The sequence below is a fragment of the Pseudomonas sp. PONIH3 genome, from assembly GCF_002934345.1.
In the GTDB taxonomy this organism is placed as follows: Bacteria; Pseudomonadota; Gammaproteobacteria; order Pseudomonadales; family Pseudomonadaceae; genus Aquipseudomonas; species Aquipseudomonas soli.
In genome coordinates this window covers 1797132-1820080 of record NZ_CP026386.1, presented here as the reverse complement: position 1 = coordinate 1820080, position 22949 = coordinate 1797132, and the positions used below count along the sequence as shown (strand labels likewise).

Below are 22949 nucleotides of genomic sequence, written 5' to 3'. Positions count from 1 at the left end.
ATGAAGATCACAGAAATGGCGCTGCGCGCCAGCAGACTCACCTACCTTGCCGCGGTCATCATTCTTGTTGCCGGCATTGCCACGTTTCTCAATTTCCCTTCGCAGGAAGAGCCATCGGTCACGATTCGAGATGCGGTTGTTGCCGTTCTGAACCCTGGCATGCCAGCCGAACGTGTTGAGCAGTTGATCGCGCGTCCGATCGAGGAGCGTTTGCGGGAGCTGGCCGAGGTCAAGCGTGTAACCACAACCGTTCGCGCGGGCGGGGCCGTCATACAGGTCACGATCTGGGAGCGGTACACCGACCTAGCCCCCATATGGCAGCGCGTTCGCGCGAAGGTTGCCGATGCTCAGCCTCTGCTTCCACAGGGTACGTTGGGGCCATTTGTCAACGACGACTTCGGCCGTGTTGCCGTGGCCTCCATTGCGGTGACCGCGCCGGGCTACTCCATGGGCGAAATGCGTGTGTCGTTGAAAGAGATGCGCGATCGCCTATACGCGCTTCCCGGCGTTGATCGCATCAGCTTCTACGGCTTGCAGGAAGAGCGCGTCTATCTCGAATTTGATCGACCAAAACTAGCCCAGCTTGGATTGACCCCACAAGGGGTGATCGATCAACTCGTTAAACAAAACGTCGTGCTTTCAGGCGGGCAAATCGCCATCGGTGGCATCAACGCTTCGCTGGCTGTTAGTGGAGAGGTTCGCGACGCCGCTTCGCTGCGCGCGTTGCCGATCATGATGGCGCAAGCTCAGGGTGCGCGCGGTGCTTCGCCTGCTCCTTCAATCTCACTGGGAGAGCTTGCGCGCGTGCAGGTACAACCTGCAGATCCTCCCGAGTCTGCTGCAGTCTATAAGGGCCAGCCTGCCGTAGTGATGGCAGTGTCCATGACCTCGGGCCAGAACGTGGAGCAATTCGGCGTAGCCCTCAAATCCCGTGTGGCCGAGCTTGAGAAACTTCTGCCCGCAGGTTTCGAGCTCTCCTATGTGACATTCCAGGCAGACGTCGTCAAACGTGAAATGGGCAAGATGAACCAGGTGATGATCGAAACGATTGTCATCGTGCTCGGCGTCGTCGTCCTTTTCCTGGGATGGCGCACAGGATTCATCGTCGGGATGATCGTGCCGCTTACCATTCTGGGGGCACTGATCGTGATGCGCGCGCTGAACATCGAGCTGCAAAGTGTTTCGATGGCAGCCATCATCATCGCTTTGGGGCTCTTGGTAGACAACGGCATCGTGATTGCCGAAGACATTGAACGGCGCTTGGCAGCCGGTGAAGACCGCAAACAGGCTTGTCTCGAAGCGGGTCGTACCCTCGCACTGCCGCTGCTGACGTCCTCATTGGTTATCGTCATCGCCTTCTCCCCGTTCTTCTTCGGCCAGAGTGCGACGAGTGAGTATCTGCGCTCTCTCGTCATTGTCCTCGCGCTCACGTTACTCGGATCTTGGCTGTTGTGTCTGACCGTCACTCCACTGCTGTGCTACCACTTCACCAAAGTGCATCATCAACCGGCGAATGACGCGCAAACCTACAACACACGCTTCTATCGCGGCTATCGCAAGTTGCTTGAGTGGGTGCTTGACCACAAGGCGATCTACGTTGGTGTGATGACGGGTGCATTGGCCGTAGCTCTGTACGGATTCACGACACTGCCATACGACTTCTTGCCGAAGTCCGACCGAGTTCAATTCCAAATACCGGTGCAGCTCGCCCCTGGAACGGATTCACGGCTCACTCTTGCCAAAGTGAAGGAAGTGAGCGGCTGGCTCGGTGATCAAGAAATCAACCCCGAAATCACGGATCACATTGGCTACGTCGCTGACGGTGGGCCGCGCTTCATCCTTGGGCTCAATCCCCCATTGCCAGCATCGAACATCGCGTACTTTGTCGTGACGGTCAAGGCAGGCACCAACATTGACGTCGTGATTGCCCGAACTCGGGCTTACTTCGCGCAGCATCATGGAGATGTACGCGCAGAGCCTCAGCGGTTCTCGCTAGGCACTACCGAAGCCGGCACAGCCGTCTACCGGGTCAGTGGGCCGGATCATGAGGTGCTGATGAATGCGGCGGCGAAAATTGAGTCCGCGCTACGGGAGCTGCCAGGTACGGCCAACATCAAGAACAACTGGGATACCCGTGTCGGCCGTCTCGATGTTCGGGTCGATCAAGATCGTGCGCGACGTGCTGGCGTCACCACCGACGACATAGCTGCCTGGCTTGGCACCCGCTACATCGGCCAGTCGATCTCTGTGATCCGAGATGGCGATACCAGCGTGCCAATCGTGATGCGCGGGACGTCCAATGATCGGCGCAGCACTGCGGACGTTGGTTCGACGACCATCTATCCAGCGTCGGGTGGCCAGCCGGTTTCCCTGGCGCAAGTGGCCGATGTCACGCTCGCTAGCGAGCCGTCTGTGATCCAGCGCCGCAATCTCATTCGTACAGTCACAGTTCAGGGGCAGAACACCGCATACACCGCGCAAGAGATCGTGGATCACCTCGCACCTCGGATCGCCGCAATTGAACTACCTGCAGGCTATGCCATAGAGCTTGGTGGAGAAATTGAGGAATCGGCTGAATCGAATGCATCGCTCACGCACTACATGCCGTTCGCTCTTCTGGCGATGTTGCTGCTATTCATCTGGCAGTTCAACTCCTTCCGCAAGCTGATCGTGATTCTCGCAACGATTCCCTTCACGTTGATTGGGGTCGTGATTGCACTGAAGGCAACAGGCACTCCTTTCAGCTTCATGGCGACATTCGGGGTGCTTGCGCTGTTCGGAATCATCGTCAACAACGCCGTTCTTCTGCTCGAACAAATTGAACACGGCCTCTCGGAAGGTCTCGCCCGACATGAAGCCCTGGTGGGAGCTGCGATGCAGCGGCTGCGTCCAATCGTGATGACCAAGGTGACCTGTATCGCGGGTCTCGTGCCCCTGATGTTGTTTGCGGGGCCGCTGTGGAAGGGCATGGCCATCGGCATGATCGGTGGTCTCGCACTTGGCACGCTCGTGACGCTTGGCCTGATTCCGTTGCTCTACGAGGTGCTGTTCGGAATGAAGTGGCCGGGCAGCAAACGGAGTCACGAGGCGGTACAACAACCAGTGCAACCGGTCTGATCCCTCAGCGTAACTGTCCACACGCTTCCCCCGATCTCTCTCGTGGCCGGAGAGATCGGGGAGACAGATTCTCGCCATCAGAGAGTTTAAGAAGAAATCAGAAGCAGAGCGAATTGACCGCCTACTGCCTATTCTTTGATGCTTTGATGCTTTGATAATCAATTTTCACTGAATAGATTTGGAGAAATATATGAACCCGTTGTCATGGAATCCATGGTTGGTTATACTGATTGCCGGCCTGTTCGAAATCGGTTGGCCACTAGGCCTCAAGATGGGTGCGGCCAATGCAGCGATGCGCTACGTGGGGCCGGCGATTGCAGTTGCCTGTATGGCAGCCAGTGGATTTTTCCTATGGCTATCACTCAAGCATATTCCCATGGGAACAGCCTATGCGGTCTGGACCGGCATCGGTTCACTAGGTGCATTTCTTGTGGGTGTGTATGTGTTCGGTGACACGGCTTCCTTGATACGTTGGGCCGGCATTGCGCTTGTTGTCTCCGGAATTGTCTGTTTGAAAATGGGATAAGCGAAACTTTCTATGAATACCTCTATTTCACCGGCCCGGCTCCTTCTGGTGCTAAGCCTTGCTGCGACCTTGTCTGGCTGTGCATCAAACGGAATGACGAGATCTGCGTTTCTTGGTAATTACGATGCATTGGAAAAAACGAAGTACGAGAACGTTTTACTCTTTAAAGCGCCTGGCTCTGAGCCCCGTCATTACCGGGAAATAGTAGTCGAGGGTGCTCAGATAGTGACGGGAACTGGACGCATTGATGGTCTTGACTCGGAGCAAGTGCGTGAGCTTCTCGATCATGTCAACAGTGAACTGCGACACCTCCAAACCAAGTCCGAAGCTCCCTCCTCGTCAGGCCGCATACGTGTGCGTGTGGCAATTACGACCATTGAGACACCTAATCGAGCAGTCAATACCCTAACGACGTTGCTTGTTGGGCCAGTGACAACCGGCGGAGCCAGTTTGGAGTTCGAGGCAGTAGATGAACAAACAGGTCGTCGAGTTGCTGCTGCTAGCTGCTTCGGGCACGGCAACGCTCTCGCTGATTTCAAAGGGTCCTATACACTGCTCGGACATGCAAAGTCTGCAATCTCCACCTGCCTTGAACAGATCAATAGCGCTTGGAGAAGTGCTGACTCGTGAATAGCATTTATTCCATACCTGCGCGCGCCACAAGCAAAGTGCGAGAAACCCCATTAAGAGGGTTGGTGGGGTGCCTTTCTTGGATCGCCAGCATCATTCTGAATTCGCTCGGTTCCACCGCAAAATTGCCGTGGCCTTTCGTTCTTTTCTATTCGAGAGGTTGCGCGATGCTATTTGCGGGGGTAAAGCGACTGGAGGCGTGTAGATCCACGCGGTTGGGTTTGGCCTGCGCGATGGCGATGGTAGTTCTGACAGGGTGCTCCACCTACCGTCCTTGGATCAACCCACCACTTTCCGAGGCCACCTTAGTGGCTTCCGCCGAGGGCGACCAACGCATCCGGCCGCCAGAGGTCAACCAACCGGTCGTTGTCGCGGTAACACTGTCAGGTGGAGGCGCGCGGGCGGCGGCCTTTGGCCTGGGCGTGCTGCGCGAACTCAAGGCCACACGCTTCGCTCTAGAGGGCCAGGAGACAACTCTGCTGGACCAGGTGTCTTTGGTCAGCGGCGTGTCGGGGGGCAGCATCCTTGCCGCGCATTTCGCGGCATTCGGCGATGCCACGCTGACTCGTTTCGAACCGGATTTTCTGCTTGTACCCTTTGAGGCGCGACTCGTACGTGAAGCTCTCTGGCCTGCGCGTCTCTATCGACTAACTTCACCTTGGTTTGGACGCAGCCAGATCTTGGCTCAACGCCTGGACGAACTTTTCGAAGGTCGCACCTTTGGTGACGTGCGTCGACGACCGGGCGCGCCCGATCTGATGATCACGGCAACCGACCTCACTACCGGTGCCCCTTTCGATTTCACTACCGAGCAGTTCCGGCTAATCTGTTCCGACCTCGATGCCACGCCGCTGTCTTTCGCGGTGGCGGCCTCGTCGGCAGTGCCGCTGCTGCTGTCGCCCGTAACGGTACGAAACAACGCGAATACTTGTCCGCCGCCTCTTCGATCTTTGCCTATCCGTGGGCAAGATTTCAGATCACGCATCCTGCAAAGCAGCATAGACAGCTACCGCAATGCGCAGGATCGGCCCTTTATCCACCTCGTAGACGGTGGTGTCTCCGACAACCTCGGCGTACGTCTGATGCTAGACCGGCTAGTAGCCTCGGGCTCAATGAGCGCCAACTTCTCGGACGTCAAGCCCGGAAGCCTGCGCCGACTCGTGTTGGTGACTGTGAACTCCGAACGCGGCCTGAGCGAGCGCGTGGACAGTAGCGACCGAGTCCCCAGTACGACGCAAGTACTTGAGTCGCTGATCTTCGGTGCAGGCGCTCGCGAGACCCAGGTGACGCTGGCCATGCTTAACGACGACCTGCAGCACTGGCGTTCCGAGATTGCTCGCACCCGTGGCCAAGCGGACAGCCCCTTTGCGGCCGACGCAGAAATCCATGTAGTAAGCGTAAGTCTGAACGACGTGCCGGACGACAAGATCCGGCACTCGCTGCTACGCGTGCCCACAGCCTTCACAATCGAGGCCAAGGATGTCTTGGACCTGCAAACTGCGGGAAGCGAAGCACTGAGGCAATCCAAGGAGTTTATGGCATTGATTGAATCTCTAAGAAGAATCACAGCAGCCAAGCAGACTGCGCCTGGTACTCAGCTTCCCTTGATATCTAACTGATACCGATACTGGGCTTTCGTCCAAGTTCCCAAGAGGCACTTCCGCCGATAACCTTTGCGGCAAGCTGTTGTCCCAGTCGCGGCTCAATTACCGGCCGCCACGGCACAAGGCTGAACCCCATGCCGTCATCGAGCATCGCGTAGCGCCCGCTGGCGAGCATAATGGAACGCCGGTAGATACCGGCTACGCGCTGCCCGTCGGCCACCGGGCGATGCTCTAGGCCGGTTTCCGCCGCAATGTCTTTCGCGGCCTGCACTAGTTCCCGATTGCGTAGCGTGCCCAGCAGGTTGCGCGCGAGGATGACGCGCTGCCCGCGGCGCTGTGCCAGCCCCTGTTCTTCGAGGAAATCGGCTCGCTGCTGTATGGCCTGCTTGGTATCACCGCCAAAGCCCAAGTTGCCCAGCCCACGGCCACCGCCGATCAGTTGCTGGTCAAGCCAAGTCGCGCCGATGACGCGGGCCTGCCGTTCAATAGGAAGGTGTGATTTCAGCTCTACGGCTACATCGCCCAGCCGTTGCGCGTCGTATTGGCGGCCACGCTCGGCCAGGTCGTCCGGTACCTTCCATAGCCCTTCGGCCACGCGCTCCACGATGCAAGCCCGGCGCAGGGCTTCCAGCCGCCGGACATGAGCGGCGACGACTTCCTGCGGGTCGCGTCCGGGCGTAGCCCGGCCCTGCTCGATTACCAGGTGATGATCGGTGCGGTACAGGCCATCGCTCGCCAGCGAGGCGATGTTCTTGTCGGCCGTGCGCACCTCAGTCGAACCCTTCACCTCTACCACAGCGCCCGTGGGATAGTTCGCCAGTTCGTCGCGGGCGTTCAGTGCAACGTAGTGGGCCTTACCGTCCGTGCCGTCGATGATCAGATAGCCTCGGTCGTGCAACTCATCGGCAAGCCCCTTCGCGGCCACGCGGCCGATGAGGCTGCGACCATCGTCGCCCGGCTCGAACACCGCCAGCTCACGCGGCTGGCCGCTCATGGCCCGCTGCATCGTTCGGATGATGTCGCCACGCTCACCCAGGGCACGCAAGGTCTTCTCGGCATCGGCATGAATGGCCCAGGTGCCGGGCTGCACCTCGTCGGCTAGGCCCAGGCGCTGCAAGCGTTGCAGGCGGCCGATCAGCAGCAGGCGCTGGCGTTGCAACCTCGGCTCGTTGAGCCGTTCGACATGCACCCGGCCATCCTCGCCGGTCTCGCGCTGCAAGGTGCGATCCAGGCTCGTCCACCGCTCCTGTTCCACCTCGCGCCTCAAGGTCTGCTGAATCTCCAGTTCGGTGCGCGGCCCCAGCCACTCGGTCGCCAGCTCGGCGGCGCGATGGCGGAAGCCGTGGGCGATGTAGTCACCCGCGATGATGAGGTCTTTGCCGGTGTCGTCGCGCCCGCGCACGATCAGGTGGGTGTGCGGGTTGTCGGTGTTCCAGTGATCCACCGCCACCCAATCCAGCCGCGTGCCCAGGTCGGCTTCCATGCGGCTCACCAGATGCCGGGTGTAGGTGCGCAGGTCGTCCAGCTCGGCCCCGTCCTCGGGCGAGACGATGAAGCGGAAATGGTGCCGGTCGTCGGCGCAGCGTTCCTTGAAGGCGTCCAGATCGGCTTCGTCGGCCTGTGGCCCGTAGCCCCGGCCCGGTTCGCCATCGCGACCCGCGCCGTCGCGCTCGATGTAGCGCAGGTGCTTGGCGAGCGATTGCGGGCTGGCCCGCTGGTGATTGACCAGCAAGGTCTTGATGGTCACGCGCCGCGACATGGGCATTAGCTTCGCCCCGGCGAAGCGCGCCGCCGTGTGGCCACGTCCGAGCCGAGAGCCGGGCCGCTGGCCGGTGCCAGCCGCGCCAGGACGGCGTACTGCCGACTTGCCGCTGCTGGCTTTGCCGGCCTGCTTGAGCACCTTGGAAACGAAGCTCTGCCCCTGGCCCTTGCCCCGGTTCTTCGGGGCGCTGGGGCGCACGCGAAAGTCGTCGTCGCGGCTGTCGGTCATGGCTGCGCTCCCCGCAAGCTTGGGCGTGTCCTGTCGTGCGAAGCACGCGGACATGCCAGCATTGGCGCGACCCTCGCGCCAAACGCGGCACGGTGGCGAAGCCGCTCCGTGCCGCGTTCCCCCCATGTGCTGACTGGCTTTCGACGCGGCCAGGTGCCGCGTCCTTTTGTCTTGCCTTCCGCCTTTGCCCTTCGCTGTCGCTCCAGGCAACGGCGGCCCGGCGGCGCTGCTGCGTGAACAGACAGCGCGCCGGCGAAAGCGCCAATGGCCGCAGGCCGGGCGCGTTCGAGGCAAGACGCCTGAACGTTGGACGGCTGCGCCGGATGCTGCGCGACGTGCGGTGCGAATGCACCGGCACGACAGGCGCAGCGACACTGAAGCAGCCAGCAGAACGACATGCCCGATGGCACGTCAGAGCGCAGCGAATCGGCGGCCATCATGGGCGTATCTCCGGCCACACCGGATGCGCAACGCCGATCACGGCGGATGCGCTGACCGGGCCGAAATAGCGGCTGTCGAACGATGCTGGATTCGTCACGCTCAACAGGAGCAGTTCGCCCGGTTCAAGGCGGCGGCAAAGCTGCAAGGACGGCAGCGCCCGGCCCAGCCGGTCGGCGGGCAGTACGGCGGCCGAAGGCACGCCGTCGATGCGTACCTGACCGGCGACGATGCAGACGTGTTGCGGCGCGACCGCGCCCACACGTTTGAGCAGCGGAACGCGCGTCGGCAGGTAGCCGCGCTGCGCAGCGAGCGCGGCAGCCGTGGCCGGAAGCGGCACCAGCACGATGCTGTCCACGGACAACGGACGTGGCAGCGAGGCGGTGCGCGGGTCGAACGGGTCAATGCGATACCAGCCGACCGCCACGCTGTCGGACGGGTTGTAGGTCAGACGCGGCAGCGGCGACACGAAAGCCGCCCAGGCCAGCGCAGCGAAGCCGATGGCGGCCAGTGTCGCCAGCACGATGCGAGCGCGCAGGCGTGAGCGAGGACGCGGCGCCACGTCGGGCGCGTTGGGTGTGGTGGTCGGGGCGGTCATGGCAGCACCTTCCCGGCCAGCCAGGCGGTATGCCGCTCGGTGGTGTATTCGGGCAGCGCAAGGCGAGCCGCAAGACGGTTGCCCAGCGTGCGCCAGTACGCCGGCGACACGTCGATGGCAGCGATGCCCAGCGCCTCGATGCCGTCGATGCGCTCCAGCACGGCGCGCACGTTGGCATCGCCTTCGGTGTGTAGGAGCAAGCGCGCGCCCGGCTGAACACCGGGGATGCGCTGCGCCGCGTCCAGCGGTGTGCAAGCCTGCATCACCATGAGTTGCCAGCGGATCGTGCCGTAGTCGTTGGCCTGCCAGCGGATGCGGCAGAGCATCGCGCCCGGCAGGAACACCGCGCAGCGCCGCCAGCGGTCGAGCTGAAGCGTGCGCGCCGGTTCGCCGAAGCGCAGGTAGAGCTTGAAGCGATGTTCGAGGTAGGCCAGCGAAACGCGCGTCAGCGGCACATTGCCGGCCTGTCCGGCGAGTGCCGAAAGCGCAGGCAGCGGCGCAGCCGGTGCCGCGTTCGCGGCAGGCCAAGCGAATGCGTTCATGGTGTGTTCTCCGGCGGAAACTCCCGCTCCAGCAGGCCGCGCAGCAGGTCGGCCACGGTCACGCCTTGCGTGAAGGCCGACACCTTGATGCGCGCCCGCATGGCGGGCGTGATGTCGAGCGTGAGGCGGGCCGTGTAGAGGTCGCCTTTGCCCAGCGCGTCGGCATCGCCCTGACGAATCCACGCCTCGGCGTGCGGATTCGCGGGCGGACGTGCGCCGATGCCGACGCGCTTGCCCGTGCGTTTGCTGTTGGGTGGCTGCTGCGCTGTCATGTCGGCCACCGCAGCAGTTCGTCCACCAGGGCGGTGATTTCGCGGGCGGCGGCACTGTCGGGCGCTGTCTCGCGTGCGAGCCGGCCAGCGGCCACGCTGTCGGCGAAGACGATGCGCTGATGCACCTCCGAGCGCAGCGCGGGCAGCGGCTGTTCGGCGAGCGATTGCCGCGCCTCGCGCCCGATGATGGTGGTGCTGACGCGCCGGTTGATGACGAAGGCCGCGCGGAGCAGCGGCCGGAACACCTGCGCCTCGCGGATCAGCGAAACCATTTCCGAGCTGGCCCAGAGGTCGTAGGGGCTGGGCTGCACCGGGATCAGCACGCGCTCGGCCGCCAGCAGCGCGGAGCGCGCCAAGGCGGCGATGCGCGGCGGCCCGTCGATGATGACGTGATCGGCCCGCCTGGCGAGTTCTGGCGCTTCCTGATGCAGCGTTTCGCGTGCGAGGCCCACGGCGCTGAACAGCCGTGGCAAGCCTTGCTGGCTTCTGCGCTGCGTCCAGTCCAGGGATGAACCCTGCGGGTCGGCATCGAGCAGGACGACATGCTGGCCGCGCATCGCCAGTTCGCCCGCGATGTGCGTGGCGAGCGTGGTCTTGCCGACACCGCCTTTCTGGTTGAGCAGAGCGAGGATCATGGCGCGGCCCTCCCTGCTGGAAAGCCGGGCTTTACCTGCCGTGCAAAACGCTGTTCGCCGTGCCGTTTCTCGGTTGTCCACCGAAACGGCGCGCTTCTACTAAAAGTTATGTATTTCTTGTTAGGGAAGTTAGAGGGGCCGCAAACCCGCGCCGTTATTGGCTTTCCGGCGTTTTCGTACTCCTGATAGCACGATAGGCGTACTCCCGATAGCACGATACCCGGTACTCCTGATAGCACGAGGCCGTCCACACCTTTTCCACGAGTTATCCCCGTGCCGTGTGCAGCACGGGCCGGAAGGTCAGCAGTTCTTGTCCGTCGTCCGGCATTCGCTCGATGCCCAGGACGTAGCCGGGCAGCGACTGCCGCGCCACCAGGACGCGCAGGTCGTAAGCGAAGTCGGAGAAGCGCGCAGCGCTGCCCGACTTGCGGTGCAGGTGCCGGAAGTCGAATTGCCAGCCGCCCGGCTGCTTGCCGCCGTGCTTGCGCACCAGGCGGTACAGCCAGCGCTCGATCCCGCCCTTCAAGCGGAAATAGGCTGGGTCGATGGTCAGCACCAAGGCGGCATCGAGCACGCCCGCATAGAACCAGTCCGGCAGGATCAGTTCGATGCCCAGCGGCACGCCGCTGGCATCGGCCAGTTCCTTCCACTCGTTGATCCACGAGAAGCGATGCAATCGCCTTCCCGTGGTTTCGCGGATGGACGTGGCCACCGTGGTCGATTGCAGCCGGTCGAGCGCGGCTTTCAGGCGCAGGTAGTCGTTGAGAGACGTGCCGCGCCCGATGAAGCGCAGGATCTCGTAGGGAGTGGCGCGTATCCAGCGCGACGGGCGCAAGCCCGCGTCGCGCGCCTCCACGATCTGCGAGGCGGCCCAAATCAGCAGGTCGGCATCCCATATCGTTGCGATGCCGTGCTCCTGCGTACCCTCCACGCGGATGGTGATGCCGCCGGCGCGGAAGTCGATCGGCGCGGTACGCCGCGACTTCGCCAGCGAGAAGAACGGAAAGGCCATCAAGTCCTGGCTGTCGCGGGGTGCCATGTCGCCCGGCAGCGCGCGGAACAGGTCGAGCTGTTCGCGCTGCAAGGCTTGCCCTGGCGGGCTGGACATGGCGACGGCCACCCACGCGCCAGCGATCAGCGGCCATCACGGTAATCGCCCGCGTGGCGTTCGGCATATTCCGGGTCGGAAGTCGCCTCGTAGCTGCGCTGGTCGGCCCAGGCATCGAGGTCGGACACCGCGTACATGACGCGGCGGCCGAACTTGCGGAACTTCGGGCCGCCGCCGATCACGCGCTGTTTCTCCAGCGTGCGTGGCGACAGGCGCAGGTACTCGGCGGCTTCGTCGTTGGTCAGGTAGCGTTGGGGCTGCGCAGGCGCAGCGACAGCAGCGGCGGCAGGCCGCAAGGGAGCGGGTCGCATGGGATGTACCTCCATCAAGCCCGGCCACACCACGCGGCCGGTTAGAGGCACTTTCAAGAAAGCGAGGCTGCTTGCTAAGGGACGATCTACGGGGGACGCGAAACGTCCCCCCCTACTGCAACGGCGGCGGAAGCTGTGCCAGGCGGCGATAGCCGCCACGCATCAGCGCATCGCCACGACGTACCAGCCGCCGCACGCGGGCACGTAAGGCGCTGTCCTTGTGCCAGTCGGCGGCGACGGCATCGGCGCCGAACAGCCCTTCGGCCACTTCGCGCAATGACGCGCCCGCCAGGGTCGCGTCGAGCGTCTGCAAGGTGTGCAGTTCCAGCACCGCGGCCGTCGTGGGCCTGGAACGGGCCGCCGCCGCAGGCGTGGCAACCGTGGCCACGGCCAATGCGTCCAGCTCGGACGCGAGCGTGCGATAGCGCGCGCAGGGCGTGGCGCAGGCGCGGGTGGCGTAGAGGTAGGCCATGCCGTCTTCCAGGCCCGGCGCGAGCGCGAGCCGCAGGCAGCAGCCGGGCCAATGCGACACCAGCACCAGGCGCTTGCCGTCGTGGATCAGTTGCTTGCGGCCAGGGACGCGCCAGAACTCGAAGGCATGGGCTTCGGGTGGCGGGTCATCGTCCGGGTAAACCTGCACGACGGCATCGTGATCGGGAAACCAGGCCGGATGCGCGTCGCGCGCATCCAGGGCTGGGTCTTCCAGCAGGCGCAGGCCCCACGCCTGCGCCGTGTCCGGCCGGCGGCGGCGGCGCAGCCAGTCGCGGCGGTAGTCGGGATTTCGGCGCAGGTATTCCCACGCCAGCGCAGGGCCGTCAAGGTGCAGAACGTAGAGATAGGCCGCTGTCGGATACCAGTGTTCGGCGCTGCGATCAGTCATGGCGAAACCTCCCTCTGTTTGGGATGCGTCGCCACGATTTCCGCGATGCGGGAACTATCGAAATGCCATCAGGTCGTCATCAAAATTGGTTAGGCTGTAACTGTCGGTGTCAAGACCATTTGGCTCTGCGTGTTGCGGAAATCGTCTGAATGCGACGGCTACGCCTTCAGGAAAATGACGCGCAGCACCGAACACCGTGCCGCAGCCCGCGCCCAAGATCAGGACTGTTTTCAACAGGATCGCACCACTTCGGTGCAAGAATGCGGATTCAGACCTGCACGGTCTTGATCAAGATTGAAATAGTCACGATGCGCCCCGGCTGGCTAGGCCGCGCTGGTTTTCATCAGTCCGTGATCGCGCCGTTCTCCTGCGCCAGCCGGACGTACTCCGATAACGGGCGCACCGCCTGGAAATACCGATCCCGCCGCACCGGCAGCTTGCGCGGCCCGACGATGCCCGCCAGGTCGGACAGCTTGACCATCCCGAGCTCAGGCATACCGATACCGAGGTCGATCAGGCCGTAGGCCGTGTCGCCATCCGCCGGGTCGAGCGACACCAGCAGCCAGGTCACATGCGCGTCCGGGGTGAACAAGCGCACCACGGGCAGCGGGTCGAGCCGCTGACCAGCGGCGAGCGCCGCGCCGTGGGCCAGCAGCCGGGCGCGTTCATCAGCGGTGACAAGCGGCAGGGTCATGGGCAGCTTCTCCACGAAACCGACGATGCGCGAATGCGCTTTGGTGCCGAAGCGCAGAACTGCCGAAACGCATCCGTGCATTCGTGTGGAAGCACCGATGTGCAAGCCATCGCATCCGTAGAAGAACAGAAGCGCCGAAGCGGAATTGTCGGAAGCCGGAAAGACACGGATGCGATTCCCCGGTTCTGTCGGAATCCGCATCTGCGGATTTCCGTAAAAGCACGAAAGCGGGCCTTTCAGCCATGAATGAACACTATAGATTGTAGCCCTATAGGGCGCAATGGGCTGTCATCTTGGTTTTTATGGGGAAACCAAGTTAGTGACAGCGAAACACTCATTGGCAACGGCAATACGGACAGTCAGGAAGGCGCGAGGCTTGAGCCAGGAAGCGTTCTCCGACGTGTCCAGCCGCACCTATATGAGTACGCTGGAGCGCGACTTGAAAAGTCCGACCCTGCACAAGCTGACCGAGCTGTGCGAGGTCATGGAAGTGCATCCGCTGACGCTGTTGACGCTGGCCTACGCCGGCGACGACACGCACAAGGCCGACGAACTGCTGGCGCGGGTGCGCCAGGAGTTCGAGGCCGTGCTGAAAGAGCGCGACGCGCCCTAGCGCGTCTGAATGCCCGCAAGCGGAGCGCGCAGCGCCGCCAGGCGCGAAGGCGTGAGGGATTGAAGCCGAATGGACATGACGCCATTGGCGGCATGGGGCGCAGCCCGAAAGCCCGGCGGCGCAATGCGCCGACACGCCATGCTGTTCCTACTGCCACGGGCTTCGAGCCATTCGACCATCACCAATGCAATGCTGGCCTTGGACATGCGGGACATGGGGCAACTGCCGAAACCCTGTGCGTGCGATGCTGCGATCAGCAGCACCGCGCCCCGCCGCAATGGGCGGGGCGCGGTGGGCGGCCGTCAGGCCGCCTTGGGCTTGCTGCGCGACCAGATGAGGTCGTGCGTGTCATTCTCGCCTTCGATCAGGCGGGCATAGACCGTCGCCGGGAATGAAGGATCGTCGATGGCCACCGACAGGTAATCCCGCCCGGCCTCGCTGGTTTTCTTCCACGCCGCGCCGAAGTCGTGGCCGGCCGCTTGCAGGCGGAAGTCCGGGGCGCTTTCGTTCTCGCCCTTGTCGTTGGGAACCAGCTTGACCTTGAAGTTGAGGGTCAGGGTGCGGAGCTGGCCGGTGAAGCCGTCTTTCTCTGCGGTGAAGGTGCCGATGTTAGCCATGATGATTTCTCCTTTCGGGTTGAACAAGGTCGCGCCAGTGCGTCCTTGTTGTGATCCGTCCGGCGGGGGATGGGCTGGCCGCACCGCGCAGCGGTCGCAACACCGTGGAGAACCTGGAAGCGAAAAGAATTTGTCCCGCGAGGAATGCGCGCAGCGCAGGGGGAATTGTTTTCGCTGGAAGGTTGCGGCCATGAAGCCCAGCCACCGCCAGGATTCACAACAACACAAGGACGTACTGGCCGCCCGCTCCCGAATGGAGGCATGGCCGACTCGGCATCCCCGCGCGACGGCTTCACCGGCCTGCGCCCTGACACGGGCAAGGACAATGCCCAGCGACAAGGTGAAAGCGTCCCTACTGCTGCTTGCGGCCCTTTGCGTGAGGCGTGGCGTGGAAGCTCCATTGCAAGGCCGGGCGGCGTGTCGGTGAACCGTCCTTCGTGACGTACAGGCGACGAACCGCCAGCGTCGAGGACGGCACGCTTTCGTGCAACCTGCGGCAGCAAGCCGGGGCGTAGCCCCACACGCCCGTCCATTGCGGTGGGGCGCGTTCGGAATGTCGTCGGCGCTGTGCGCCGACGCACTTATGGGCTTCGAGGGTTTCCCGCGCACAAGGTCACTTGTGCGCCGCCCCTTCGCCGTCCGCCCGAAGGCGGCGAAGGGGCGTTCTGGCTTTGGGCTTGGAAACCGGGCGCGGCCACCGCCGCGCCCGGATTTTTGACCATCGGCACCAGGGCGGAACGGCCTGGGGCCGATGCTGATGGAACAGCGAAGCGCCCCGGCCGAAACCGGGGCGCTCGGTGGTGGTGAAGGTCAGGCGGCGAGTGCGTGGGCCTGCTGCTCGTCGTCGTTGTCGATGGCTTCCGGCTCGTCGTTCGTCACCGCCTGCGGCGCATCCTGCGCCGTGGTGTCGTCGGTGCCTTCGGCCTTGAAGATGGCAGGCATCCAGCCGGTGCCATCGGCCAGCCGCTCGGCTTCGCTGGCAATGTCGGCCTTCTTCAACTTCGCCAGCCGGGTGACGTGCGCCGGGGCGTACTGCTCCACGGCTTCCAGAATCGCGGCCTTCGGCACATGCCGGAAATAACCCTCATTGGTGGGCTTCCACCATGCGGCCATGTCCAAGCCGACAGCCTGCGCCAGTTCCGCGCCCGGTTGCTGCGGCGTGGCGCGGGGTGTCACCACGTCCACCGTGACGGCCACGGATATCGCCAGCAGCCGCACCAGTTCATCTTGCGACTTCGCTAGCAGCACGGCGAACAGTTCGGCGCTGTCCTCCGGCAAGCCTTCGCCTGCTACCTGCTGCAACTCGCGCAGCGCCACGGCGGCGGGCGAATCCGGTATATCCGGGGCGATGCCTTCCAGCCGGTCTTGCGCTTTCAGGCTCACGCCCAGCGGCAAGTCGTGGCCGTAGTGGCTGCCCTGCAAGACGGTCTGCACCATGCCATGCACCAGCGCGGCCAGCGCCACTTGCGGATGCCGGGCGACTTCGATTTGCAGCGCGGCGGTGCGGTGGGCGCTCAACCGCTGCGCCAGCTTGTCGGACATGGCGGCGGTCTTGGGCTGCTCGTCGTCCTCGCCTTCGTCGTCGTTCCCGGCTTCGCTTTCGCTGCCGAAACCTTGGCGCAGGCGTTCCAGTGTGCGCAGCGCCTTGGCCTCGGCCTCGCGCATCAACCCGCGATGAATCACTGCCTGCCCGTTGCGGTCGATGGTGACGATGGCACCGGCTGCGGCCTTCACGGTCGTGCCGTAGTCCTGCAAGCCATCTTCCAGCGCCTGCAACTGCTCGCCCACGGCTTCGCCTTCTTCCTGCAAGGCATCGGCCTTTTCCTCGTCCTCGGTATCAAGCGCGTCATCCACGGCGGCGGCCAGTTCGTGCATCTTGGTTTGCAGCTTCTCGATGCGCTGCGCTTCGCGCTTGTTCGGTTCGCGGCGCTCCCTCGGCGCACGCTGGAAGGCGTGCAGGTCGGCATGGGTCACGGCGGGGGTGGCATCCACCCACGCCCAGCCTTCGTCCTTCACCTCGGCGGCGATACCTGCCAGCTTGTCTTGCGCCAGCCGTTCCAGCAGCGCGGCATCGGTCAGATACACGCCCGCGTCACCTTCCGCGAACAGGTCACGGCGCACACCACCGCCTGCGGCTCCGTAGGTATCCAGCCCCACGAAACGCACCAGCGGATGCCGGTATGCGTCAATCTCGCGCTCGGTGAGGCGGTCGCGCAATTGGGAAGGGTTGCGCTGCCACGTCGGCGCGTCGTAGAACGCGGTTTCCTGCGCGGCGTGGTCGTCGGTGATGGCAAGGGCCATCAACTGATCGAGCGTCACGGCTTCGGCGCGGTAGTCGGCCAGCAGCCGGGGCGAGACGTTCGCCAGCTTCAAGCGGCGCTGCACCACCAGCGGCGTGACGCTGAAATCGGCGGCTATGTCCTCGATGGGTCGGCCTTCGGCCACCAGCGCGGCGAATGCCTCGAACTGGTCGGCGGGGTGCATGGCTTCGCGCTGCACGTTCTCGGTGAGGCTGGCCGTGCGGGCGGTGCCATCGGCCACCAACAGGCAAGGCACTTCCCATTCCTTGCTGATGCGGCGCTTCTTCGCCAGCAGCTTCAACGCGGCCAGCCTGCGGCCACCGGCCACGACTTCGTAATGCTCGCCATCGGCGGCGGCAATGACGATGAGGTTTTGCAGCAGGCCGACACGCTGAATGCTCGCGGCGAGTTCGGGAATGGACATGCGCGGGGTCTTGCGCACGTTGCGGCCAGCAGGACGCGACACCAGCCGCGACAGCGGAACCAAAATCAGGTTCTTGGTCGGGTCGGCGGCTTCCAGCGGGATAGCGGCGGCGGTGTTGAGGGCGCGGGCTTCGGTTTGGGTAATGGCGTTCATGGTGATAACTCCTATCGGTTCAGGGATGCAGCAGCGAAGAAAGCGGCAAGGGCTGCTGCCTGCCCCTGCCGCGTGGGGAATCAGGCCTTCAACTGGCGCAGGCCATCGGCCAACATCCAGAGGGCGCGATTGAGGCGCACATCGGAATCAATGCCCTGCACGGGGCGGGTCTGCTGGCGGCGTCCGTTGGCGCTGCGGCCATGCAATCCGCCTTTGGTCAGGTTTTCTTGGGTGCGGTTGAACACGCTCCACAAGTCCGGGCGGCGGTCGTCGAACCGGCGCGGCATCAGGATTTGGCTTTCCGTGATGGGCGCGGGCTTGTTATCGGTGGGGTCGTACTTGAGGGCCAGCGCGGAACGGGCGAACACTTCGGCTTCGCCTTCGTCCAGCGTGATAGCGCGCATCAGGTCGCGGGATTCCTTCACGCGTTCGAAGCCGCTCAACACCTCGAAAGCGCCTTCGATGACAGAACCGGCCACGTCGCCCTTGTGCGGCACGCGCACATCGGCCACGGTATCGCCGCACACAAGGCCATTGCTGCAAACGAACCGGAACATTCCGGCCAGCATCTGATAGCTGCTGGTGCCGTCGTGCGAGTTCAGCAGCACGATTTCATTGGCTTCCGCGCCGTTGATCTGACTGGCATGGCGCAGGCGAATCATGTGTTTGGTGTAGTCGCGGCGGTCGTCGTGCCGCACGCGGGTTTGCGCTGCCATGAAGGGTTCAAACCCTTCCTTGCGCAGTTCCGCCAGCACGGCGGCGGTGGGAATGTAGGCGTACCGTTCGGAGCGGCTATCGTGCGGGGCCTCCGCGAAGATGGACGGGGCTACGCGGCGGATTTGGTCGTCGGACAGCGGGTAGTCACTGCGCAGCGTCGGGGAATGGGAAGCGAATCGAGATGCGAGTTGCATGGTTTTCTCCAATGAGTTGCTGTGGTTTCAAAGCTGACCGGATTCCAAGATTCGGAGCCCGTTGTGGCTTCGGTTGGTTCGGCGCAGAGACCTGGGCCGGTCCTGTTTGCCGCCGTCTTTCCTGAGTTCATCGCCCGCGAAAAACCGGGCCAGCGAGGGACTGGCCGTCAAGGGAGAAGCGCAGGGTTGGTGCGGCCCGCAGCGCAGCGAGGACTCGGCCCTGCGCGCCTTGACGGCCAGGCACCGCGGGCTACGGTCGCGGGAAAAAGCGATGAACTTGGGGAAAGACGAACAGCGGCCAATGGGCCAGGGGGTGCGCTGAAACCAACGCCGCGCGGCGAGCGCCCCTGCGTGCCAGCGGCACGCCTAGCTGGATGGCTGTTGGTCGATCAGGTGCAACCTGTTCGGTGCATGCGAGGGGCGCCAAGCAAGGCGCGGCGGGGATGGGCTGTCCAGCCGATCCCCTGGAGGGCAAGCGCCGCGCGCAGGCCAGGAGCGAAGAGACGGCCGGAGGCATCAGGGATCAAAGCCGCATGGCCGCGACTCGGCACGAGGCGCGGGGCAACGCCCGCGAGCCCGACGGCGGCACGCCGGGATGCTCTACTGTTCACAACAAAATGTAAGTGACGCAATAGTACTTATGAGCCACAATGTAGCTACATCTATTGTGAGCGCAACAATGGCAAGTAACGACGTCGTTCGTGCCCGGATTGACGGGCAGATTAAAGAAGCCGCAACTGTTGTTCTGGCTGAAATGGGGTTATCAATTTCGGATGCGATTCGGATGCTGCTGACCCGAATCGCGGCAGATAAGGCACTCCCCTTTGACATCAATCGTGTGTCGTCCGATTCTGATCGGAAGGCACCATAAGGTTGCGCTGAGGCAAGGCCCGCAAATCGTTTCTCTGAACAGTAGGGATCAAGAATAGTTCATGGCATCTATCAGACCTTCAGCATTCAATCAACGTGAGCGTTTGGACGGCGGCCCCTTCCTTGTCATTGAAGCAGCCGAACCGGAAGAGGAAGGCATTAACGTTTTCTTCACTGATATTCCCGCAGCGGAGCGCAAGCCGGATTCGCCAATAGCGAGACTGCTCAATGTGTGTCCAGACAGATTGACCATTTGGCCTCTTAATATTCGAGAAGATCGCGACGATTACCTGCAACCTAAATACGGCACCCTTGAACGCATCGTCGTCGCTCGGCCTGTTATCGAGCCCTACATACTGCCAGAGACTACTGACGATGTCGTTGGGCTTCTTGAGCAGTTGCCGGATGGGTTTGCCAAAGATTTTCGATTCGGTTTGGGGCTTCTGTGGGAATATCGGCAAATTTGCGAAACAGCCGCCAGCTTAGAAAACGTAAGCATACTCATTGTCCACAAAGGAAATGACGCGAAAATTGATTCGCCATTCTTTATTCTCGGAATAAGAAGATTTCATGAATTAAGAAAAGAATTAAATCGCATAGCCTCTCGCCACCAGAGAGACGCGCGCAAGGACAAGCAATTTCATGTCTACCAGACCTTATTACATGCTGCCGATTCAGCACAATTTCCCGCTCTAAAGAAGAGCGTAAGACCTGATGCACTAACGGAAATGACCGATGGTGGGCGGCAGCATGTGACGCTTTCCAAGCGTGATCGGCGCGCCGCTGTTCGCATGGTTCAAGACAATATAGAAGCACTGGCGGAATCTGAGCCGCGCTCGCTGCTGGCATTAAAGAATGATATTGAGCTCATCACACTGAATCAACTGATTGAGCGATACCAGGAAATGCTTGGAAAAGGACTGACGGAAAGCAAGTGGCAAAGCTTCTTTCTGGAAAATCCTTTCATACTTAGTCTTGCATTTGCCGTTCCAGCCATGCTGGTTCAGGGGCAAGCTTATGCAGGTGGCAAGCGACTTAACGGGTCCGGCGGAAAATTTTCAGATTTTCTATACGCATCCGCTTCCACGGGCAATCTTGGCCTCATTGAGATAAAAAAGCCGCAAACCGAACTGCTAGGAAAATCTCCCTATCGTGGAGATGATGTTTTTGGCCCATCGACAGAATTGGGTGGAGCGATTGCTCAAATTCTAGATCAGCGTTTCAAATTGCAGAGTGAACTACCCGTCATAAAAAATAACATGAACCGATACGACCTCCACAGCTATGCGGTTCGCTGCATAGTTGTCGCTGGCATGACGCCACAAGAGCATCAGCAAAGAAAGTCATTCGAGCTCGTTCGAAATGCGTTCGCAGAGATCGTGATCGTGACTTTCGATGAACTACTTGCAAGGCTAACCGAGATTAAAAATGCGCTCCAACCGATTCCTACCTTAGACACGGTGCCGTTCTAAAACCAACTGACAGTTGGCCATTCCGTAGTTGGGATCAATGGCTGCAGTGTTCAACCAATCCATCGGCCGATCGGCATGTGGATTTCAACAACAAGATTGAATCAAATGCATATATCCAAGCTCAGCCTGGTCAACTACCGGAACTTTCCCAACACGAAGCTGCTGTTCCAGAAGGGTATCAACACTGTCATCGGCGAAAATGGATCTGGCAAAACCAATCTCTTTCGCGCAATCAGATTGCTGCTTGATGACAACATGATTCGCTCTGCCTACCGGCTGGAGCATACCGACTTTCATCGCGGCCTAGGGCGCTGGCAGGGACATTGGATCATCATCAGTCTTGAGTTTGAGGAAATCTCTGCGGATGAATCAGTGCAGGCGCTCTTCCGACATGGGACGGGCGTAATTGAGGAAGAGGCGAACGGCAAGGCCACTTACAACCTGATCTTTCGTCCGAAGAAGGAAATCAGGCTGCGACTTTCTCAATTGAACGATGGTGATCAGGCAGGCCTCGACGCCATCCTGAACCCGGTCACCATCGACGACTATGAAACGATTTTCACAGGTCGGAGTGAAGCCGACTTCAACGACGAGGCCTTCTATAAGGATGTGGTCGGCGACTTCGCGAATGTTCGATTCAATGAAGAGGTTGAATTTCGTGTTATCGGCGCGAAGATTCCGAACGTGCTGTCCGTCTCCAAAGAAATTTCGTTCACTTTCGTCCAGGCGCTACGGGACGTCGTCTCCGAATTTCACAACAACCGGACAAATCCGCTCTTTTCGCTTCTGAAGGGCAAGAGCGGCGATATCGACCCCGTGGCGTTCCAGGCTATCACCGACGGGGTAAAGGCATTGAATGACTCCATCGAAGCGTTGCCAGACGTGCAGGTCGTCCGGACGGATATCAGAGACACCATCAAGGATGCGGCGGGTGAGGCGTATTCGCCGTCTTCTCTTTCTATCAAGTCGGATCTGCCAGACGAAGCTGACAAGTTGTTCCAGTCGCTCAAGCTGTTCGTTGGCGAATCGGGGGAGAGCCACGAAGGACCGATCCACGAGCTGAGCCTTGGTGGAGCAAACCTGATATTCCTCACGTTGAAACTGCTTGAATTCAAGTATCAAAAGGCTAAACAGTCGATCGCCAACTTTCTGCTTATCGAAGAGCCGGAAGCTCACATTCACACACATATCCAGAAAACACTGTTCGACAAGCTCAAATACGACGACACACAGATCATTTATTCGACCCATTCGACGCACATCTCTGAGGTCAGCAATGTTCAGAACGTGAACATCCTCGGCAGAGAAGGTGATCGTTGCGAGGCATACCAGCCTGCAATTGGCCTAAACCCAGAAGAGATCGGCAACATTCAACGCTACCTGGATGCTGTCCGTAGCAACTTGTTGTTTGCCAAGAGCGTCCTCTTAGTGGAGGGCGATGCAGAAGAAATTCTCGTTCCGATCCTGATCAAGAACGTGCTAGGCGTCAGCCTTGATGAACTCGGCATCAGTTTAATTAATATCCGCAGCACTGGATTTCAGAACGTCGCGGTTCTTTTCGATGATGCCCGAATCCGGAAGCGGTGCAGCATCGTCACCGACCTTGACAAGTCCATCATTGACACAACGCCGGCGGCGGGAGACTCCGAAGGGCTGCTCCGGCGCAAGGGCAAGTATCAGGCATCCCAGGAAAAAGGGGTCGCCAGGAAAGCGTTATTGGAAGACACCTTCAAAGATAACGGGTGGGTTTCTCCATTCTTTGCCCCCCATACCTTCGAGGTCGACTTCATTGCCGCCGGCAATGCGCGTAAGGTGGTCGGCATCCTTCCTGATGTCTACAAGGATGCACCAACCATCGCGACGGCCAAGGCGGAGCTCGAATCAGCGGACATCGCGTTGTTCGGTCAGCGCGCATTGACCATGGCGGACAACTACGGCAAGGGATGGTTTGCCATCTTGCTGGGAAAGAAGATCGATCCGCAGACCGCCATTCCGAAGTACATCTTGGACGCCATCGCTTTTGCGCATCCGGTGGTCACTAAGGAAGTCTGGTTTAACGTGCTGAGCTACCGCGTGAACTACATCGATGCAGAAGATATCTTCACTGCGTCTGCCGTATTCGACGACTTTAGGGCCAAGCTGCTGGCCTTCCGAAATGGAGACATCGACTTCGTCGGCATCCGAAACGAGATGCTTGCCACGTTCCCAGATGATCGCATCAACGATGTACTCGCGGTGTTCTGA

At 61.4% G+C, this 22949-nt stretch carries 20 protein-coding genes; 8 read left to right on the top strand and 12 right to left on the bottom strand.

Features of this window, described 5'->3' with window-relative positions; translation table 11 throughout:
* The 4 genes from C3F42_RS08240 to C3F42_RS08225 all read left to right on the top strand — a co-directional run bounded on the left by C3F42_RS08240 (position 1) and on the right by C3F42_RS08225 (position 5892).
* The gene (locus C3F42_RS08240) at positions 1-3117 is read left to right on the top strand and encodes an efflux RND transporter permease subunit (RefSeq protein ID WP_004883075.1); all 3117 of its coding nucleotides are present in this window, start codon (positions 1-3) and stop codon (positions 3115-3117) included.
* A gap of 190 nt (positions 3118-3307) precedes the next feature.
* Positions 3308-3643, top strand: coding sequence for a multidrug efflux SMR transporter (locus C3F42_RS08235; protein ID WP_069455576.1), 336 nt, complete (start codon positions 3308-3310; stop codon positions 3641-3643).
* A 12-nt stretch (positions 3644-3655) separates the two neighbouring features.
* On the top strand, positions 3656-4273 hold the full coding sequence (locus C3F42_RS08230; RefSeq protein ID WP_104444262.1) for a DUF3313 family protein: 618 nt from the start codon (positions 3656-3658) through the stop codon (positions 4271-4273).
* A gap of 308 nt (positions 4274-4581) precedes the next feature.
* On the top strand, positions 4582-5892 hold the full coding sequence (locus C3F42_RS08225) for a patatin-like phospholipase family protein (protein WP_256586280.1): 1311 nt from the start codon (positions 4582-4584) through the stop codon (positions 5890-5892).
* Here the strand turns inward: C3F42_RS08225 and C3F42_RS08220 are convergent.
* From C3F42_RS08220 to C3F42_RS08170, 9 genes are all read right to left on the bottom strand, one after another.
* Positions 5885-7867 carry a relaxase/mobilization nuclease and DUF3363 domain-containing protein gene (locus tag C3F42_RS08220; protein ID WP_004883068.1) on the bottom strand — a complete coding sequence of 661 codons (1983 nt, stop codon included), beginning with the start codon at positions 7865-7867 and terminating at the stop codon, positions 5885-5887. The two genes, C3F42_RS08225 and C3F42_RS08220, sit on opposite strands and share 8 nt — an antisense overlap.
* Positions 7868-8303: 436 nt before the next feature.
* Positions 8304-8903 (bottom strand): S26 family signal peptidase, encoded by a 600-nt coding sequence (locus C3F42_RS08210; protein ID WP_004883067.1) that lies wholly within the window; start codon positions 8901-8903, stop codon positions 8304-8306.
* On the bottom strand, positions 8900-9445 hold the full coding sequence (locus C3F42_RS08205; protein WP_004883064.1) for a DUF2840 domain-containing protein: 546 nt from the start codon (positions 9443-9445) through the stop codon (positions 8900-8902). Before C3F42_RS08205 ends, C3F42_RS08210 begins: the two co-directional genes overlap by 4 nt.
* On the bottom strand, positions 9442-9717 hold the full coding sequence (locus C3F42_RS08200) for a hypothetical protein (RefSeq protein WP_004883063.1): 276 nt from the start codon (positions 9715-9717) through the stop codon (positions 9442-9444). Before C3F42_RS08200 ends, C3F42_RS08205 begins: the two co-directional genes overlap by 4 nt.
* Positions 9714-10352, bottom strand: a complete 639-nt coding sequence (gene parA, locus C3F42_RS08195) for a ParA family partition ATPase (RefSeq protein ID WP_004883061.1) — start codon at positions 10350-10352, stop codon at positions 9714-9716. Before parA ends, C3F42_RS08200 begins: the two co-directional genes overlap by 4 nt.
* A 265-nt stretch (positions 10353-10617) precedes the next feature.
* Positions 10618-11460, bottom strand: coding sequence for a replication initiator protein A (locus C3F42_RS08185; RefSeq protein ID WP_004883059.1), 843 nt, complete (start codon positions 11458-11460; stop codon positions 10618-10620).
* A 26-nt stretch (positions 11461-11486) separates the two neighbouring features.
* Entirely contained in the window at positions 11487-11771 is a 285-nt protein-coding gene (locus tag C3F42_RS08180; protein WP_004883058.1) for an AlpA family transcriptional regulator, read from the bottom strand.
* Between the two features lie 112 nt (positions 11772-11883).
* Positions 11884-12651, bottom strand: a complete 768-nt coding sequence (locus C3F42_RS08175; protein WP_004883055.1) for a DUF2285 domain-containing protein — start codon at positions 12649-12651, stop codon at positions 11884-11886.
* Between the two features lie 343 nt (positions 12652-12994).
* Entirely contained in the window at positions 12995-13345 is a 351-nt protein-coding gene (locus tag C3F42_RS08170) for a DUF2958 domain-containing protein (protein ID WP_028699139.1), read from the bottom strand.
* Positions 13346-13664: 319 nt separating this feature from the next.
* Here C3F42_RS08170 and C3F42_RS08165 point away from each other — a divergent pair, with 319 nt between their 5' ends.
* Positions 13665-13958, top strand: a complete 294-nt coding sequence (locus tag C3F42_RS08165) for a helix-turn-helix domain-containing protein (RefSeq protein WP_064717570.1) — start codon at positions 13665-13667, stop codon at positions 13956-13958.
* A 302-nt stretch (positions 13959-14260) separates the two neighbouring features.
* Here the strand turns inward: C3F42_RS08165 and C3F42_RS08160 are convergent, their stop codons facing one another.
* The 3 genes from C3F42_RS08160 to C3F42_RS08140 form a co-directional block, all read right to left on the bottom strand.
* Positions 14261-14575 (bottom strand): DUF736 domain-containing protein, encoded by a 315-nt coding sequence (locus tag C3F42_RS08160; RefSeq protein ID WP_004883051.1) that lies wholly within the window; start codon positions 14573-14575, stop codon positions 14261-14263.
* 810 nt (positions 14576-15385) lie between these two features.
* Positions 15386-17452, bottom strand: coding sequence for a ParB/RepB/Spo0J family partition protein (locus C3F42_RS08145; RefSeq protein ID WP_004883050.1), 2067 nt, complete (start codon positions 17450-17452; stop codon positions 15386-15388).
* An 80-nt stretch (positions 17453-17532) separates the two neighbouring features.
* Positions 17533-18363, bottom strand: coding sequence for a DUF932 domain-containing protein (locus tag C3F42_RS08140; RefSeq protein WP_004883049.1), 831 nt, complete (start codon positions 18361-18363; stop codon positions 17533-17535).
* A gap of 679 nt (positions 18364-19042) precedes the next feature.
* On the opposite strand from C3F42_RS08140, the gene C3F42_RS08130 reads away from it, so the two are divergent.
* From C3F42_RS08130 to C3F42_RS08120, 3 genes are all read left to right on the top strand, one after another.
* Positions 19043-19234 carry a type II toxin-antitoxin system RelB/DinJ family antitoxin gene (locus C3F42_RS08130; RefSeq protein ID WP_004883046.1) on the top strand — a complete coding sequence of 64 codons (192 nt, stop codon included), beginning with the start codon at positions 19043-19045 and terminating at the stop codon, positions 19232-19234.
* A 61-nt stretch (positions 19235-19295) separates the two neighbouring features.
* Positions 19296-20705: a Shedu immune nuclease family protein gene (locus C3F42_RS08125; RefSeq protein WP_004883043.1), complete on the top strand. Its 1410-nt coding sequence runs from the start codon at positions 19296-19298 to the stop codon at positions 20703-20705.
* Positions 20706-20810: 105 nt separating this feature from the next.
* Positions 20811-22949 carry an AAA family ATPase gene (locus tag C3F42_RS08120; protein WP_004883041.1) on the top strand — a complete coding sequence of 713 codons (2139 nt, stop codon included), beginning with the start codon at positions 20811-20813 and terminating at the stop codon, positions 22947-22949.